Annotated in this window: 11 protein-coding genes, 6 tRNA genes and 1 other RNA gene; 8 read left to right on the forward strand and 10 right to left on the reverse strand. The window is 54.6% G+C overall.

What is annotated here, in order from left to right; all coding sequences use genetic code 11:
* The first annotated feature begins 27 nt into the window (after window positions 1–27).
* Genes eat through eutC form a run of 3 tightly spaced genes read left to right on the forward strand, consistent with a single transcriptional unit; the run spans window position 28 to window position 3,662 of the window.
* On the forward strand, window positions 28–1,437 hold the full coding sequence (gene eat, locus J9880_RS13390) for an ethanolamine permease (RefSeq protein WP_095922965.1): 1,410 nt from the start codon (window positions 28–30) through the stop codon (window positions 1,435–1,437).
* A 21-nt stretch (window positions 1,438–1,458) separates the two neighbouring features.
* Entirely contained in the window at window positions 1,459–2,841 is a 1,383-nt protein-coding gene (locus J9880_RS13395; RefSeq protein WP_195817434.1) for an ethanolamine ammonia-lyase subunit EutB, read from the forward strand.
* A gap of 11 nt (window positions 2,842–2,852) precedes the next feature.
* Window positions 2,853–3,662 (forward strand): ethanolamine ammonia-lyase subunit EutC, encoded by an 810-nt coding sequence (gene eutC / locus J9880_RS13400; protein ID WP_119822638.1) that lies wholly within the window; start codon window positions 2,853–2,855, stop codon window positions 3,660–3,662.
* A gap of 102 nt (window positions 3,663–3,764) precedes the next feature.
* On the opposite strand, the gene J9880_RS13405 is transcribed toward eutC, so the two are convergent.
* The 5 genes from J9880_RS13405 to J9880_RS13425 form a co-directional block, all read right to left on the reverse strand.
* A non-coding RNA gene (locus tag J9880_RS13405) (RtT sRNA) lies at window positions 3,765–3,890 on the reverse strand.
* A 43-nt stretch (window positions 3,891–3,933) separates the two neighbouring features.
* Window positions 3,934–4,009 (reverse strand) — tRNA-Lys (locus J9880_RS13410).
* 7 nt (window positions 4,010–4,016) lie between these two features.
* Window positions 4,017–4,092, reverse strand: a tRNA-Val gene (locus tag J9880_RS13415).
* A 43-nt stretch (window positions 4,093–4,135) separates the two neighbouring features.
* A tRNA-Val gene (locus J9880_RS13420) sits at window positions 4,136–4,211 on the reverse strand.
* Window positions 4,212–4,257: 46 nt separating this feature from the next.
* Window positions 4,258–4,333: transfer RNA gene (locus J9880_RS13425), tRNA-Val, on the reverse strand.
* Window positions 4,334–4,596: 263 nt separating this feature from the next.
* Here J9880_RS13425 and gltX point away from each other — a divergent pair.
* Window positions 4,597–6,015, forward strand: a complete 1,419-nt coding sequence (gene gltX, locus J9880_RS13430; RefSeq protein ID WP_095922962.1) for a glutamate--tRNA ligase — start codon at window positions 4,597–4,599, stop codon at window positions 6,013–6,015.
* A gap of 89 nt (window positions 6,016–6,104) precedes the next feature.
* Here the strand turns inward: gltX and J9880_RS13435 are convergent, their stop codons facing one another.
* Window positions 6,105–6,896, reverse strand: coding sequence for a formate/nitrite transporter family protein (locus J9880_RS13435; RefSeq protein WP_095922961.1), 792 nt, complete (start codon window positions 6,894–6,896; stop codon window positions 6,105–6,107).
* Window positions 6,897–7,249: 353 nt separating this feature from the next.
* On the opposite strand from J9880_RS13435, the gene J9880_RS13440 reads away from it, so the two are divergent.
* Window positions 7,250–7,325: transfer RNA gene (locus J9880_RS13440), tRNA-Ala, on the forward strand.
* 74 nt (window positions 7,326–7,399) lie between these two features.
* Window positions 7,400–7,475 (forward strand) — tRNA-Ala (locus J9880_RS13445).
* A 138-nt stretch (window positions 7,476–7,613) separates the two neighbouring features.
* Here the strand turns inward: J9880_RS13445 and J9880_RS13450 are convergent.
* The gene (locus J9880_RS13450; protein WP_013574449.1) at window positions 7,614–8,801 is read right to left on the reverse strand and encodes a NupC/NupG family nucleoside CNT transporter; all 1,188 of its coding nucleotides are present in this window, start codon (window positions 8,799–8,801) and stop codon (window positions 7,614–7,616) included.
* A gap of 416 nt (window positions 8,802–9,217) precedes the next feature.
* Here J9880_RS13450 and J9880_RS13455 point away from each other — a divergent pair, with 416 nt between their 5' ends.
* A complete protein-coding gene (locus J9880_RS13455) occupies window positions 9,218–10,447 on the forward strand; it encodes an Nramp family divalent metal transporter (protein ID WP_095922960.1) in 1,230 nt (409 codons plus the stop codon).
* A 75-nt stretch (window positions 10,448–10,522) separates the two neighbouring features.
* Here J9880_RS13455 and J9880_RS13460 read toward each other — a convergent pair whose 3' ends face one another.
* The gene (locus J9880_RS13460) at window positions 10,523–10,960 is read right to left on the reverse strand and encodes a DUF2502 domain-containing protein (RefSeq protein ID WP_095922959.1); all 438 of its coding nucleotides are present in this window, start codon (window positions 10,958–10,960) and stop codon (window positions 10,523–10,525) included.
* A gap of 159 nt (window positions 10,961–11,119) precedes the next feature.
* Window positions 11,120–12,109 (reverse strand): L-glyceraldehyde 3-phosphate reductase, encoded by a 990-nt coding sequence (mgrA, locus tag J9880_RS13465; RefSeq protein WP_095922958.1) that lies wholly within the window; start codon window positions 12,107–12,109, stop codon window positions 11,120–11,122.
* Between the two features lie 328 nt (window positions 12,110–12,437).
* Here mgrA and J9880_RS13470 point away from each other — a divergent pair, with 328 nt between their 5' ends.
* Entirely contained in the window at window positions 12,438–14,096 is a 1,659-nt protein-coding gene (locus J9880_RS13470; RefSeq protein ID WP_133822873.1) for an alpha-keto acid decarboxylase family protein, read from the forward strand.
* Here J9880_RS13470 and J9880_RS13475 read toward each other — a convergent pair.
* Window positions 14,085–14,972 (reverse strand): LysR family transcriptional regulator, encoded by an 888-nt coding sequence (locus J9880_RS13475; protein ID WP_119822635.1) that lies wholly within the window; start codon window positions 14,970–14,972, stop codon window positions 14,085–14,087. The two genes, J9880_RS13470 and J9880_RS13475, sit on opposite strands and share 12 nt — an antisense overlap.
* Window positions 14,973–15,055 lie beyond the last annotated feature (83 nt).

The following is a 15,055-nucleotide window of genomic DNA, read 5'->3' on the forward strand; positions in this document are numbered from 1 at the left end:
GCATTATCACCGGGCAGGGGATCTTCTATGCAAAATACTAAAGTGACACCCGTATTAAAACGAACACTGGGAAGCTTTAAACTCTGGGGCATCGCCGTCGGGCTGGTGATTTCCGGCGAATATTTTGGCTGGAGTTACGGCTGGGCGCAGGCAGGTACACTGGGCTTTCTGATCACCGCACTGGTGATCGCCGCCATGTACTGCGCGTTTATTTTCAGTTTCACCGAGCTCACCACCTCCATTCCGCACGCGGGCGGGCCTTTTGCCTATGCTTATCGCGCCTTCGGGCCGACAGGGGGATTCGTCGCCGGTTTTGCCACCCTGGTGGAATTTGTTTTCGCGCCGCCGGCCATAGCCATGGCGATTGGCGCGTACCTTAATGTGCAGTTTCCGTCGATTGAACCGAAATGGGTGGCCGTCGGCGCCTATCTGGTCTTTATGGTGCTCAATATTCTGGGCGTCAGCATCGCCGCTACCTTTGAACTGCTGGTCACGCTGCTGGCGATTTTCGAATTGCTGGTCTTTATGGGCGTGGTGGCACCGGGCTTTGAGATGTCGAACTTTGTTCACGGCGGCTGGGCGGGCAGCGACAGCTTCAGTCCGGCGGCATTCTCCGGCATTTTTGCCGCCATTCCGTTTGCCATCTGGTTCTTTCTGGCGATTGAAGGTGCATCAATGGCGGCTGAAGAAGCCAAAGATCCGCAGCGTACCATTCCGAAAGCCTTTATCGGCGGCATTCTGACCCTGACCGTTCTGGCGCTGGGCGTGATGCTGTTTGCCGGTGGCGTGGGCGACTGGACCAAATTGTCGAACATCAATGATCCGTTACCGCAGGCGATGAAACTGATTGTCGGCAGTGACAGCGGCTGGCTGCATATGCTGGTCTGGCTCGGGCTGTTTGGCCTGATCGCGTCGTTCCACGGCATTATCATGGGGTATTCCCGCCAGATTTTTGCGCTGGCGCGTGCGGGGTATCTGCCGAAAACGCTGGCCAGCGTCAATGCCCGTTTCCAGACCCCGCACCTGGGGATTATCGCCGGCGGCGTGGTCGGGATCGCTGCCATTTTCTCTGATTCGCTGATCGTGATTGGCGGTATGCCGCTGACCGCCAATATTGTCACCATGTCCGTGTTTGGTGCCATTGTGATGTATATCATTTCGATGGCCGCGCTGTTCAAACTGCGCCGCAGCGAACCCAATCTGATCCGCCCGTTCCGTGCGCCACTCTATCCTTTTGCTCCCGCACTGGCGCTGGTGCTGGCAGTCGTCTGTCTGATCGCTATGATTTACTACAACACCTTACTGTTTCTGATCTTCGCCGCCATGATGCTGCTGGCTTACGCCTGGTTCCGCATCACGCATCAGGCCCGTACTGATGCCGCAGAAGATCCGCAATTACGTGGTCTGCGACCGGTGCCTGCAAAAAGTGGCAAGTAATCCGGCGCGTTAAGGAGTGTTATGTTTCAGACGACATTACGTCACCGACGTTATCAGTTTAAGGATTTGCGCGAACTGATGGCAAAGGCGTCGCCCGCACGATCGGGCGACTATCTGGCCGAAGTGGCTGCCGCCAGCGCAGAGGAGCGTATGGCGGCAAAAATGGCGCTGGCCGATGTGCCGCTCAAAACCTTTCTGCAACAGTTGCTGGTGCCGTATGAAAAGGATGAAGTCACGCGGCTGATTGTCGATACCCATGATGTCGCGGCGTTTGCCGCGATTTCGCATCTGACCGTCGGGGATTTTCGTGACTGGCTGCTGAGTGAAAAAACCGACAGCGATACCCTGGCGGCAGTCGCCCGGGGCATCACGCCGGAAATGGCCGCCGCTGTCAGCAAACTGATGCGTAATCAGGATCTGATCCTGGTCGCCAAAAAATGCCGGGTGATCACCCGGTTCCGCAACACCATCGGGCTGCCGGGGCACATGAGTGTGCGCCTGCAACCGAATCATCCCACTGACAATTTGCAGGGCATTGCCGCCAGTATGCTCGACGGCTTGCTGTATGGCTCCGGCGACGCGGTGATCGGCATTAATCCCGCCAGCGACAGCTTACCGTTGCTGGAAAATCTCAATTACATGCTCGACGACATCATTACACGATTTGAAATCCCCACGCAGTCCTGCGTGCTGACGCATGTCACCAACACCATCAAACTGGTGGAACGCGGCGCGCCGGTCGATCTGGTGTTTCAGTCGATTGCCGGAACCGAAGCGGCGAACAGCGGTTTTGGTATCAACCTGGCGCTGCTGGCGGAAGCACAACAGGCGGCACTCAGCCTGAAACGCGGCACGCTCGGCGATAACGTAATGTATTTCGAAACCGGGCAGGGCAGTTGTTTATCCGCGAATGCGCACTTTGGTGTGGATCAGCAAACCTGCGAAGCGCGGGCGTACGCCATTGCGCGGCATTTTTCGCCGCTGCTGATCAACACCGTGGTCGGCTTTATCGGCCCGGAATACCTGTATGACGGCAAGCAAATCATCCGCGCCGGACTGGAGGACCATTTCTGCGGCAAACTGCTGGGCGTGCCGCTGGGTTGCGATGTGTGTTACACCAACCACGCCGAAGCCGATCAGGATGATATGGATACGTTGCTGACACTGCTTGGCACCGCCGGGCTGACATTCCTGATTGGCGTACCGGGCGCGGATGACATCATGCTCAATTATCAGAGCACGTCTTTCCATGACGCGTTGTACATCCGCGAATTACTCGGGCTGAAACACGCGCCGGAATTTGCCGTCTGGCTGGAGAAAATGAAAATTATTGATCCGCAGGGCGCCTTGCAGGATGCCCGTGCGTCGCATCCGTTACTGCGTCAGTTGCCGCAATTAAACTGAGGTCTGCGTTGATGAATAAAGAAAAAGGGCAGGGACTGTCGCCGCTGGTGCACAACAACCCGTGGGAAACGCTGCGTCAGTTTACCGCCGCGCGTATCGCGCTGGGGCGTACCGGATCCAGTTTACCGACGGAAGAGTTATTACGCTTCGGTCTGGCGCATGCTCAGGCGCGGGATGCGGTGCATCAGCCTTTCGACAGCCAGACGCTGGAGCCTGAACTTTTTGCGCTGGGGCTGGAAACGCTGACCGTGGCCAGTGCCGCGCCGGACAGAGCGACCTATCTGTGCCGCCCGGATCTCGGACGTAAGCTGTCGGAGAGCAGCCGTCAGGCATTGCAACGTCTGGCACCGGAGCCTGCCGATGTGGTACTGGTGATTGCCGACGGTTTGTCATCGAAAGCGGTACACCGGCAGGCGGTACCGCTGATTGCGGCGTTGTTGCCGTATCTGCGCACGCTGGAGCTGAACATCGGGCCGGTGGTGCTGGCGCATCAGTCGCGGGTCGCGCTGGGCGATGACATCGCGCAGGTAATGAAAGCCAAAGCGGTAGCGATTTTGATCGGCGAACGCCCCGGCTTGTCGTCTCCCGACAGTTTAGGGATTTACATGACCTGGGGGCCGCACACCAAAAGGCTGGAATCAGAACGAAATTGTATTTCGAATGTGCGTCCGGAAGGGCTTAACTATCCTCAGGCGGCGTTTAAGCTGGCGTGGCTGCTCGAACAATCTTTCCAGCGGAAATTATCGGGGGTGAATCTGAAGGATGAAAGCGATAACCCGGCGCTGCACAATAAAGTCGTGCCGATGTTTAAACTGGAGTAGAGGAGGGGGAAAGTAAGAACCAGCAGCTGGTTCGCCTCCATCACGGTTTTTCTTCGGAGTACAGATGCGAAAAAAGCGCCTATAAGGCGCTTCTTTCTGAATTGGTGGGCCGTGCTGGATTGATTCGGCCTCCGGCCTCACCCTGCGGGCAACGCTGACGCGTTGTCGTCTCGCTGCGCTCGGCTCGAACCAGCGGCTGGTTCGCCTCCATCACGGTTTTTCTTCGGAGTACAGATGCGAAAAAAGCGCCTAAAGGCGCTTTTCTCTGAATTGGTGGGCCGTGCTGGATTCGAACCAGCGACCAATTGATTAAAAGTCAACTGCTCTACCAACTGAGCTAACGGCCCGCAGAAGTGGTGGGCGATGACGGGCTCGAACCGCCGACCCCCTCCGTGTAAAGGAGATGCTCTACCAACTGAGCTAATCGCCCACTTCTGGGTACTTCCCCATGTAAGAAGAAACGTGCTGAGAAATGGTGGGCGATGACGGGCTCGAACCGCCGACCCCCTCCGTGTAAAGGAGATGCTCTACCAACTGAGCTAATCGCCCATTTCTCACTTCTTCCTACTTATCACAACGCGGCACTCTTAAAGAGTGGTGGGCGATGACGGGCTCGAACCGCCGACCCCCTCCGTGTAAAGGAGATGCTCTACCAACTGAGCTAATCGCCCCCGTCGTGATGGAGTCGCATTATAGGGATACTTGAAATTACGTCAACGCTTTTTAAAAACAAAAATGATCGTTCGGCTTATTTTTAGTCAACCTGACGCGTTTCTCGCCCGCGTAGCCGATTCTTTACGCATTCATGGCCTTAAACAATGCCTGTACCACGGGTTGTGCGTTGAGGAATCAGGGCAGAGTGGTAGAATGTCAGCCACTTTTTGTTAATTGATAGCAGCGTTTATTGGCGTTGCGTGATTAAGGTTGCACCCAGATGAAAATCAAAACCCGTTTTGCCCCAAGCCCGACCGGCTATCTGCACGTCGGTGGCGCCCGTACCGCGCTCTATTCCTGGCTCTTTGCCCGCAACCTTGGCGGTGAGTTTGTGCTGCGTATCGAAGATACCGATCTCGAGCGTTCCACTCAGGCAGCAATCGACGCGATTATGGATGGCATGAACTGGCTGAATCTGGACTGGGATGAAGGCCCGTATTTCCAGACCAAACGTTTTGACCGTTATAACGCAGTTATTGATGAGATGCTGGAAAACGGCACCGCGTATAAATGCTATTGCTCTAAAGAGCGTCTGGAAGCCCTGCGTGAACAACAAATGGCGAATAACGAGAAGCCTCGTTATGACGGCCGTTGCCGCGACAGCCATGAACATCACGCGGCAGATGAGCCATGTGTGGTGCGTTTCCGTAACCCGCAGGAAGGTTCGGTTATTTTTGACGACCAGATCCGCGGCCCGATCGAATTCAGCAATGACGAGCTCGATGATCTGATCATCCGCCGTACTGACGGTTCACCGACCTATAACTTCTGTGTCGTGGTCGATGACTGGGATATGGAAATCACCCACGTGATCCGTGGTGAAGACCATATCAACAACACCCCGCGTCAGATTAACATCCTGAAGGCTCTGGGCGCGCCTGTACCGGTTTATGCGCACGTTTCTATGATTCTGGGTGATGACGGTAAAAAACTGTCCAAACGCCACGGTGCGGTCGGCGTGATGCAATACCGTGATGACGGTTACCTGCCGGAAGCGCTGCTGAACTATCTGGTGCGTCTGGGCTGGTCTCATGGCGATCAGGAAATTTTCAGCCGCGACGAAATGAAAGCGCTGTTCTCACTGGAAAACGTCAGCAAATCCGCCAGTGCGTTTAACACTGAAAAACTGCAATGGCTGAACCATCACTACATTAATACGATGGATCCGCAGTATGTGGCGACACACCTTCTGTGGCATGTGGAGCAGGCGGGTATCGAAACCCGTAACGGTCCGCAGCTGTTTGAAATCGTGACCCTGCTGGGCGAGCGTTGCAAAACCCTGAAAGAAATGGCGGAGTCCTGCCGTTACTTCTACGAAGACTTTGCAGAGTTTGATGCCGATGCCGCGAAGAAACACTTACGTCCGGTTGCGCGTCAGCCGCTGGAAGTGGTGCGTGCGAAACTGGCTGCCATCACTGACTGGACCGCTGAGAACATTCACCACGCCATTCAGGGCACGGCGGATGAGCTGGAAGTGGGGATGGGTAAAGTCGGCATGCCACTGCGTGTTGCCGTGACCGGTGCAGGCCAGTCTCCGGGCGTTGACGTGACCGTTCACGCTATCGGCCAGCGTCGTGTGCTGGCGCGTATCGATATGGCATTAGCCTTTATTGCTGAGCGCGAAACACAAGCCCAGTAATCACAACGGCTTGCCATAAAAAAAGCCAGCGCGGGAAACCGGCTGGCTTTTTTACTTTCTGCAAAACGTCAGGGTGAAAAACGGCTTAATTAACGTTGTTCAGTAGCAGGGGTTTCAACGGTCGGGCGGTAAGCCAGGAAGTACATCAGGCCAACGAAGCCTGCGCCACCGACGGCATTACCGAGGAATACGGCCACGAAGTTAGGCAGGTATTCAGACCAGCTCAGCGCACCGGCAAAGATCGCCGCAGGCACGATGAACATATTGGCGACCACGTGCTGGAAGCCGATTGCCACGAACGCCATGACCGGGAACCACATGCCGATCACTTTGCCGCCGACTTCTTTACTGGCGAAGGCCAGCCAGATCGCCAGACACACCAGCCAGTTACAGCCGATACCGGAAATAAACGCATGCATGAAGTCTGCGTTCACTTTCGCGGTGGCGGTTGCCACGGTTTTACTCAGGAAGGCGCCTTCTGTCAGCCCCAGAACATGGCCGAAGAAATAGGCCACGGCCAGACTGCCCAGCAGGTTAGCGAGAGTGACCCAGAACCAGTTACGCAATACTGAGTACAAACTGATCTGACGCGCAAACCAGGCGATAGGTAAGGTCATCATGTTACCGGTCAGCAGTTCTCCCCCTGCTAAAACGGTCAGAATGATGCCTACCGGGAAGACTGCGGCGCCCAGCAAGTTACTGAATGAACCCCAGGATGCAGGTAACGTCCCTATTACATGCAGATCCAGAAGGAACCCGGTGGCAATGAATGCGCCAGCCAGGAAGCCCAAAATTAACAAATTCAACACGGTGGCGCGGCTTTTATTAACGCCCGCTGTGACGGCGATGGATGCGATTTCTTTAGGTGAATACAAGGACATGGGAGTGCTCGAAAGTAGTGAGTTATGATTATAGCGCGAGCAGTCTATTCTGAGATTTATCTCAAAACAAGACGATTTTCATAGTCTGCTAACATTCCATTAATCATTCAGACATAGATGTTAAGGAAATGCGTAGGCAGATCAGAAAGCTAGGTAAAATGCGGCCTGGCGGGCAAATTGTAAAACAAAGCGTCTGTCTGAAAATTTCCCTGAAGGCAGGGGATTTTTTCCTGTGAAATGGGGGATTTGGCGGCTTTTTCAGCGCTTGAATTGATAAACGGATTTAGCCGTTGACAGGGGTAGCGACGTTTCATATTATGCGCCCCGTTCACCCGTTTTTGCGGGCATGAATTGGGGGTATAGCTCAGCTGGGAGAGCGCTTGCATGGCATGCAAGAGGTCAGCGGTTCGATCCCGCTTATCTCCACCAACTTCCTTTCCAGAGTAAGTTGGCTGTTTCCTTACCAGAGGAAACAAAAGCAGTAAATGTGTACGACCTCGTGTGGGGGTATAGCTCAGCTGGGAGAGCGCTTGCATGGCATGCAAGAGGTCAGCGGTTCGATCCCGCTTATCTCCACCAAATATTAAAGAAACCCGCTTCGGCGGGTTTTTTGCTTTCTGCGTTCCGGTGATTTCATCACGTTTTGTTTAACCCTGAATTACCGACATAAAAAAACCCGCCGAAGCGGGTTTCTCTGTCTTTCAGTCGTTTGCTAACTTACGCCAGTACCAGCCCCGCGATAGAAGCAGACAACACGCTGACCAGCGTTGAGCCGTACAGCAGTTTCAGGCCGAAGCGGGAAACCACGTTGCCCTGATGCTCGTTCAGGCCCTTGATCGCGCCGGCAACGATACCGATGGAAGAGAAGTTCGCGAAAGACACCAGGAACACGGACAGGATGCCCACGCCGCGTGGTGACAGTTCGGTCGCGACTTTCTGCAGATCCAACATCGCAACAAATTCATTGGAAACCAGTTTGGTTGCCATGATGCTGCCTACCTGCAAGGCTTCGTGACTTGGTACGCCCATCATCCATGCAAATGGATAGAAGACATAACCCAGCACGCCCTGGAAGGTGATACCGAATACCACGTCGAACAACGCATTCAGGCAGGAAATCAGTGCGATGAAACCAATCAACATGGCTGCAACGATGATAGCCACTTTGAAACCGGCCAGGATGTATTCACCCAGCATTTCAAAGAAGCTCTGACCCTGATGCGTGTTACCGATTTGCAGGTCTTCTTCTGAATCAACTTTATAAGGGTTGATCAACGACAGTACGATGAAGGTACTGAACATGTTGAGCACCAGCGCAGCAACAACAAAGCGCGGTTCCAGCATGGTCATGTACGCACCCACAATCGACATAGACACGGTCGACATGGCGGTGGCTGCCATGGTGTACATACGTTTTTCAGACATTTTGCTCAGAATATCTTTATACGCGATAAAGTTTTCTGACTGACCCAAAATCAGGGAGCTGATGGCGTTGAAAGATTCCAGTTTTCCCATGCCATTGATTTTCGACAGTACCGTACCAATGATACGGATGACGAAAGGCAGAACACGAATGTGCTGTAAAATACCAATCAGTGCGGAAATAAACACGATCGGACACAAGACCTTCAAGAAGAAGAACGCTAATCCTTTATCGCTCATGCCTCCAAATACGAAGCCGGTCCCTTCCGCAGCGAATCCTAATAATTTCTCAAACAAGTCTGAGAAGCCTTTCACAAAACCTAAACCAACAGAGGAGTTCAGGAAGAAATAGGCTAACAAGACTTCGATGACCAACAGCTGAACGATGAAACGTAAACGGATATTTTTCCGGTCACGGCTCACCAGTAAAGCGAGTGCAGCGACAACGGCCAACGCTAATACAAAGTGCAATATTCGGGACATGGGTGCTCCAAATTAGAGGCAGGCTATATTTCGACGGACATTTTATGTAACGCGTACATTTAAAACGTGAAGTCGATTGCAAATATAGAAATTACAGACACGAATTGCAACAAATCGCGGCTCATCACACAAAAAATCAAGATGTTAATAAAACTAAGCACAATTAGCATTCCTGTGCTAGTTTTATCATGTGCCGTAATGCGTTCTGAATCTGGCCCGTTAATGTCTGTTTTAGGAAAGTGCCCTGCGTCTGGCTTTCTGAAGTCGGGTGAGCGAATCACCTCTCAGTTATTACCTTCTCGCTTACCGCTGCTGCCTATCAGAGTAATTACTCAGATCATTCTAAATGCACTTGATAATCATTATCAATTAGATATGATTGATGTAAGCGTAATAATTGTAAGGGTAAACTAACTATGCTGAACAGCCGGGCCGAATCCTCAGGCCGCGCGTCCAGAAAGATGAAGCTTTCACTGATGGGACCGGCCTTTATTGCCGCCATCGGTTATATCGATCCGGGCAACTTTGCGACTAACATTCAGGCCGGTGCCTCCTATGGCTATCAGTTGCTGTGGGTGGTGGTGTGGGCCAACGTCATGGCGATGTTGATCCAGCTACTGTCTGCCAAGCTCGGTATTGCCACCGGTAAAAACCTGGCTGAACATATCCGCGACCGTTTTCCGCGCCCGGCCGTCTGGGCCTACTGGGTGCAGGCGGAAATCATCGCGATGGCGACCGATCTCGCTGAGTTTATTGGCGCGGCGATCGGCTTCAAATTGCTTCTCGGGGTCTCGCTGCTGCAAGGCGCGGTGCTCACCGGGATTGCCACCTTTATTATCCTCGGGCTGCAAAAGCGCGGACAAAAGCCGCTGGAACTGGTGATCGCCGGTTTACTGCTGTTTGTCGCGGCGGCTTATATTGTCGAACTGTTTTTCTCGCAGCCAAGCATGCTGGCGCTGGGCAAAGGGATGTTGATCCCTGCGCTGCCTACCGCCGATTCAGTGTATCTGGCGGCCGGGGTTCTCGGCGCGACCATCATGCCGCACGTCATTTACCTGCACTCTTCGCTGACCCAGCGGGGCGGGAAGGCGTCGAAAGAGCAACGTTATTCTGCCACTAAACTGGATGTGGGCATTGCCATGACCATTGCCGGTTTCGTGAATCTGGCGATGATGGCGACGGCTGCGGCGGCGTTCCATTTCAGCGGACACAGCGGCATCAGCGAGCTGGATGAAGCCTATCTGACCCTGCAACCGTTACTCGGCCACGCGGCTGCGACCACTTTTGGTCTGAGTCTGGTGGCGGCGGGGCTATCGTCGACAGTGGTTGGCACGCTGGCCGGTCAGGTGGTGATGCAGGGCTTTGTGAAATTCTACATTCCGCTGTGGGTCCGCCGTACGGTGACCATGATGCCTTCCTTTATTGTGATCCTGATGGGGCTGGATGCCACGCGCATTCTGGTGATGAGTCAGGTGTTGCTGAGCTTCGGCATCGCCCTGGCATTGCTGCCGCTGCTGGCCTTCACAGGTAACCGCAGCCTGATGGGCGATATGGTGAATACCAAAACCGTTCAGTGGGCAGGGCGCATCATCGTGCTGATTGTCGTCAGCCTTAACCTTTATCTGTTGCTCGGCATGCTGAAATAGCGTCCGGATACACGTCAGGCAATAAAAAACGGGACAGCGCAAACTGTCCCGTTTTTGTTTCTGTTATTCCGTCTTTCAGTGGCGATGATCGCCGTGACCGCCACGGTGATCGTCGTGGCCGCGTCCTTTGTCGTGTCCGTGACCGCGATCCGGCCCGTGTCCGCGCCCGTGGTCATAATGCGGACGCCCGTGGTCGCCATGATAATAATGCGGCGGTGGCATCGGACGGCGTGGCGGATGGCGTTCATTCCACCAGCCATGGTCGCGCCAGCGATAACCATCCCAGTAATAGCCGCGCGGGCTGCGTGCGCCGTAATGATGGCCGCGGTAGCCGTTCCACCAGCTCGGGTTACGCCAGTCATAACCGTCCCAGTAATAACCGCGGTTATCCCGGTCACCGATATTGATAGAAAGGCCCGGCGTATTAAGGCTGAAGCTGCTGGCCTGCACGGCAGGCGCCGCCGCAGGGAGCAGGGCAAAGAACAATGTTGCGAACAGTACAGGCTTTAACATGAGTGGCCCCAGATTCCTTATAATTTATGCTGACAGTTATAAGGGGAAGAAGGGGGTTGTACTATTGCTTACAATCCTGTTTTGAATGATTTACGCGCCTTAACGGAAAGCTTACACAGTCTCCACAAAGGCGCGTTTTTTATACCGCAGGGTAACCGCTTACACTAAAATACCTTCAATTGACGCCAGTTCCTCCGCGCTGAAATGACGGTTAGCGACCATGCCCACGGCGTCATCAATCTGGCTGGTTTTACTGGCTCCGATCAGCACGGACGTCACGCGGTCGCCGCGCAATACCCAGGCCAGCGCCATCTGTGACAGCTTCTGACCGCGCGCCTGCGCAATCTCATTCAGCTTACGCACTTTCGCCAGTTTTTCTTCCGTCAGCTGGTCAGCGGTCAGGAATTTACTGCCGCTGGCCGCACGGGAATCTTCCGGAATACCCGCCAGATAACGATCCGTCAGCACGCCGCCCGCCAGCGGTGAGAAGGCAATCGAACCGACGCCATTATCCGCCAGCGTATCCAGCAGATCTGCTTCGACCCAGCGTTCGAACATGGAGTATTTCGGCTGATGGATCAGGCAGGGTGTGCCGAGCTGTTGCAAAATCTCGAACGCTTTCCGCGCACGTTCTGCCGGATAGTTCGACAGCCCGACGTACAGCGCTTTGCCCTGGCGCACAATCAGATCCAGCGCTGCCATGGTTTCTTCCAGTGGCGTGTCAGGATCAGGACGGTGATGATAGAAAATATCCACGTAATCCAGACCCATGCGTTTCAGGCTCTGATTCAGGCTGGCGACCAGATATTTTTTCGAGCCCCAGTCTCCGTAAGGGCCGTCCCACATGGTGTAACCGGCCTTGGAGGAGATGATCAGTTCATCGCGGTAAGGCAATAAATCTTCCTGCAGGATGCGGCCGAAATGCTGTTCCGCTGAACCCGGAGGCGGGCCGTAATTGTTGGCTAAATCGAAGTGAGTGATCCCGTGGTCGAAAGCATGGCGGATCAGTTTACGGCCATTATCAAAATGGGCGTTATCGCCGAAGTTATGCCACAGGCCAAGGGAAACGGCGGGCAGTTTCAGGCCGCTCTGACCACAGCGACGGTATTCCATATTCTCATAACGCGTTGGACTGGCTTGATACACCATGTGAGTCCTTATAATAATTTCAGAAGTGAACAGAAGGTTAACAATGTCATAAAAAAACGAATTTAGTGTATGCGCTTTCACAAGCATTTCCAGCTATTCAGATCACATCCGGAACAATCCTTAAGCTTATGGCGATTGATAACCGTGACTATTCTTCCTGCGTATTACCTTTACTACTCACTGTTCTTCCCTGCGTTAATGCAGTGCAGGGCTGTAACTCTGCGTTTCCATCACCTGTTTCGGATAATAAATACCTTAATTCCCGAAGTAGAGTAATACTTCAGTTAGTGGGATTAACTGTTTACTTTATTTTTAACAGAGGATCGTTATGGATAATGAATATACCGTAGGTGACTATCTCTTAGACCGCTTGTCATTCAGCGGTATCTCCGAGTTGTTTGGCGTGCCGGGCGACTACAATCTCAAATTCCTCGACAGTGTGATGAATCATCAGCAAATCACCTGGATCGGCTGCACCAATGAACTGAATGCTGCTTATGGCGCTGACGGCTATGCGCGCACGAAAGGCATTGCGGCATTATTGACGACCTTTGGTGTCGGCGAATTAAGTGCGCTGAACGGCATAGCAGGCAGTTATGCCGAATATGTCCCGGTGGTGCATATCGTCGGCGCGCCGCCGCTTTCGGCACAGCGCAAAGGCGAGTTGCTGCATCACACGCTGGGCGACGGCGACTTCAGCCATTTCATGCGCATGTCACAGCCGGTCAGCGTGGCGCAGGCGACACTGACGCCGGAAAACGCCCTCGCCGAAATTGACCGCGTCATTGAAGAGGTGATGTACCACTCGCGTCCCGGTTATCTGCTGTTACCCAGTGATGTCGCCGCGCTGCCGGTCAGCACCAGAGCGCATGCCTTGCCTGCCCGCCAGCCGCCGTTCTCGCCTTCCTCTCTTGAAGCTTTTGTGGCTGCCGCCGAAAACCTGCTGCGCGACGCAACGCGTGTTTCCGTGCTGGCGGATTTTCTGGCCGACCGGTTCAGGGTAAAAGACGCGCTGGAACAATGGATGGAAGCGGTACCGCTGGCGCATGCCACCCTGCTGATGGGTAAAGGCTTGTTCAACGAACAGCAGGCGCATTTTGCCGGGACTTACTCGGGCGCAGCCAGCGCAGCGTCGACCAGAGAGGCGATTGAAGGGGCGGATGTGGTGATAACCGTCGGGGTGAAATTCACCGACACCATTACCGCCGGTTTTACCCAGCAGCTTCCCGCCGGGAAATGCATCGACCTGCAGCCGTTTTTTGCCCGCGTGGGCGATCAGATTTTCCACCAGTTGCCGATGGAGAAAACCGTCAGCGTGCTGCATCGCCTGACTGCTGAACTGGCTTCCGGCCGGGTACCCTACAGGGTGAAACGCAACACCCTGCCGTTATCGCATGATCAACTGCTGGGACAGTACGCCTTCTGGCAGCAAATTCAGGATTTCCTGCAACCGGGCGATGTGCTGGTCGCCGAACAGGGCACGGCCTGTTTCGGGGCAGCGGCGCTGAATCTGCCGCAGGATTGTCAGTTTGTCGTACAGCCGCTCTGGGGATCGATCGGGTTTACGTTGCCTGCCGCCTTCGGGGTACAGATTGCCGTGCCGGATCGCCGCGTGGTGCTGCTGATCGGCGACGGCTCCGCACAGCTGACATTACAGGGGCTGGGTGCTGCGATCCGCTACGGTCTGCCACCGATTATTTTTGTGATCAATAACGACGGCTATACCGTTGAACGGGCGATCCACGGCGAAACCCAGCGCTATAACGACATTGCGCAGTGGAACTGGACGCAATTCCCGGCGGCGTTTGGCGGCAAGGAAGTGTTCAGCGCGCGGGCGGATTCCCCGCAGGGGCTGAAAGAGGCGATTGAAAAGGCCACCGCACAACGTCAGATGGCCTGGATAGAAGTGGTTTTGCCGAAGATGGATATTCCCGAGCTGCTCAGTTCCGTCACCAAATCGCTGGCGAAACGAAACTCAGGGCAATAAACCGGTTTCCGGTGACGGCGGGTCAAGCAGCTGGTCGAGGAACCAGCACCCCGCCGGACCCGGCTGATTATTTTTACTCCACACCGCATCCACCGAAATCTGCTTCGGCCAGCCGCGCAACGGCAGGCTGACCAGTATGTCATGGCCGAATTGCTGCACCAGCCAGTGCGGCAGCGTCGCCCAGCCAAACCCCTGTTCCGCCATTTCCAGCAACATCAGATAACTGGGCGCAGACCAGATCTGCCCCAACGCCCGTGGCATCTCGCGGCGGCTGTAAGGTTGCAGGCAAAGCTGGCGGAAGGTGTGTAACTGCTCCGGTTGCAGATTGCTGATGTTCGCCAGCGGATGCTCACGGCTGCAAAATACCGACATATCAGTTTGTTCGGGCAGCCGCGCCACGCCAATATCCGGCGGATAATGATCCTGCACTTCCACCAGGCCGATATGCGCGCGGCCGGACTGCAACAGGTCAATCACATCCTGATCTTCGGCGATCTGGCATTCGAATTCGATATCCGGATAACGTTGCTCAAAACGGCGCAGCAACGCCTCGTGGTGGGTCGGCTGATACGTATCGGAGAGCACGAACGTCAGACGGGTTTCCACCTGCGTGGAGAGCCGCACCGCCAGTTCATCGAGCCGTTCGCTGGCGGCCAGAATCGCCTGAACGTGGCTCAGCACGCGCTGCCCGGCAGGCGTCAGCACCGGCTGGCGGCTCTGGCGGTCAAACAACGTCACGCCTAAATCCACTTCCAGATTGGCGATGGCGGTGCTGACGGTGGACTGACTTTTGCGCAGCTTGCGCGCAGCGGCGGAAAACGACCCCGCATCGGCGGCTTCGACAAAGGCCATCAGGGCTTCGGGGGAATAGCGCATGTTAAGATCCTCAGACTTCAATCCATCTATTTTATCGATACTTTCTATCTTTTACCTATCTCATTTAGTGATGATAATGCCCG

It is taken from the genome of Rahnella victoriana (genome assembly GCF_021276285.1).
In the GTDB taxonomy this organism is placed as follows: Bacteria; Pseudomonadota; Gammaproteobacteria; order Enterobacterales; family Enterobacteriaceae; genus Rahnella; species Rahnella victoriana.

What these genes read in the sequence shown, in the direction of transcription:
- eat (WP_095922965.1), top strand. Translation starts at nt 28, where the DNA reads ATGCAAAATACTAAAGTGACACCCGTATTAAAACGAACACTGGGAAGC.
- J9880_RS13395 (WP_195817434.1), top strand. Translation starts at nt 1,459, where the DNA reads ATGTTTCAGACGACATTACGTCACCGACGTTATCAGTTTAAGGATTTG.
- eutC (WP_119822638.1), top strand. Translation starts at nt 2,853, where the DNA reads ATGAATAAAGAAAAAGGGCAGGGACTGTCGCCGCTGGTGCACAACAAC.
- gltX (WP_095922962.1), top strand. Translation starts at nt 4,597, where the DNA reads ATGAAAATCAAAACCCGTTTTGCCCCAAGCCCGACCGGCTATCTGCAC.
- J9880_RS13435 (WP_095922961.1), bottom strand. Translation starts at nt 6,896, where the DNA reads ATGTCCTTGTATTCACCTAAAGAAATCGCATCCATCGCCGTCACAGCG.
- J9880_RS13450 (WP_013574449.1), bottom strand. Translation starts at nt 8,801, where the DNA reads ATGTCCCGAATATTGCACTTTGTATTAGCGTTGGCCGTTGTCGCTGCA.
- J9880_RS13455 (WP_095922960.1), top strand. Translation starts at nt 9,218, where the DNA reads ATGCTGAACAGCCGGGCCGAATCCTCAGGCCGCGCGTCCAGAAAGATG.
- J9880_RS13460 (WP_095922959.1), bottom strand. Translation starts at nt 10,960, where the DNA reads ATGTTAAAGCCTGTACTGTTCGCAACATTGTTCTTTGCCCTGCTCCCT.
- mgrA (WP_095922958.1), bottom strand. Translation starts at nt 12,109, where the DNA reads ATGGTGTATCAAGCCAGTCCAACGCGTTATGAGAATATGGAATACCGT.
- J9880_RS13470 (WP_133822873.1), top strand. Translation starts at nt 12,438, where the DNA reads ATGGATAATGAATATACCGTAGGTGACTATCTCTTAGACCGCTTGTCA.
- J9880_RS13475 (WP_119822635.1), bottom strand. Translation starts at nt 14,972, where the DNA reads ATGCGCTATTCCCCCGAAGCCCTGATGGCCTTTGTCGAAGCCGCCGAT.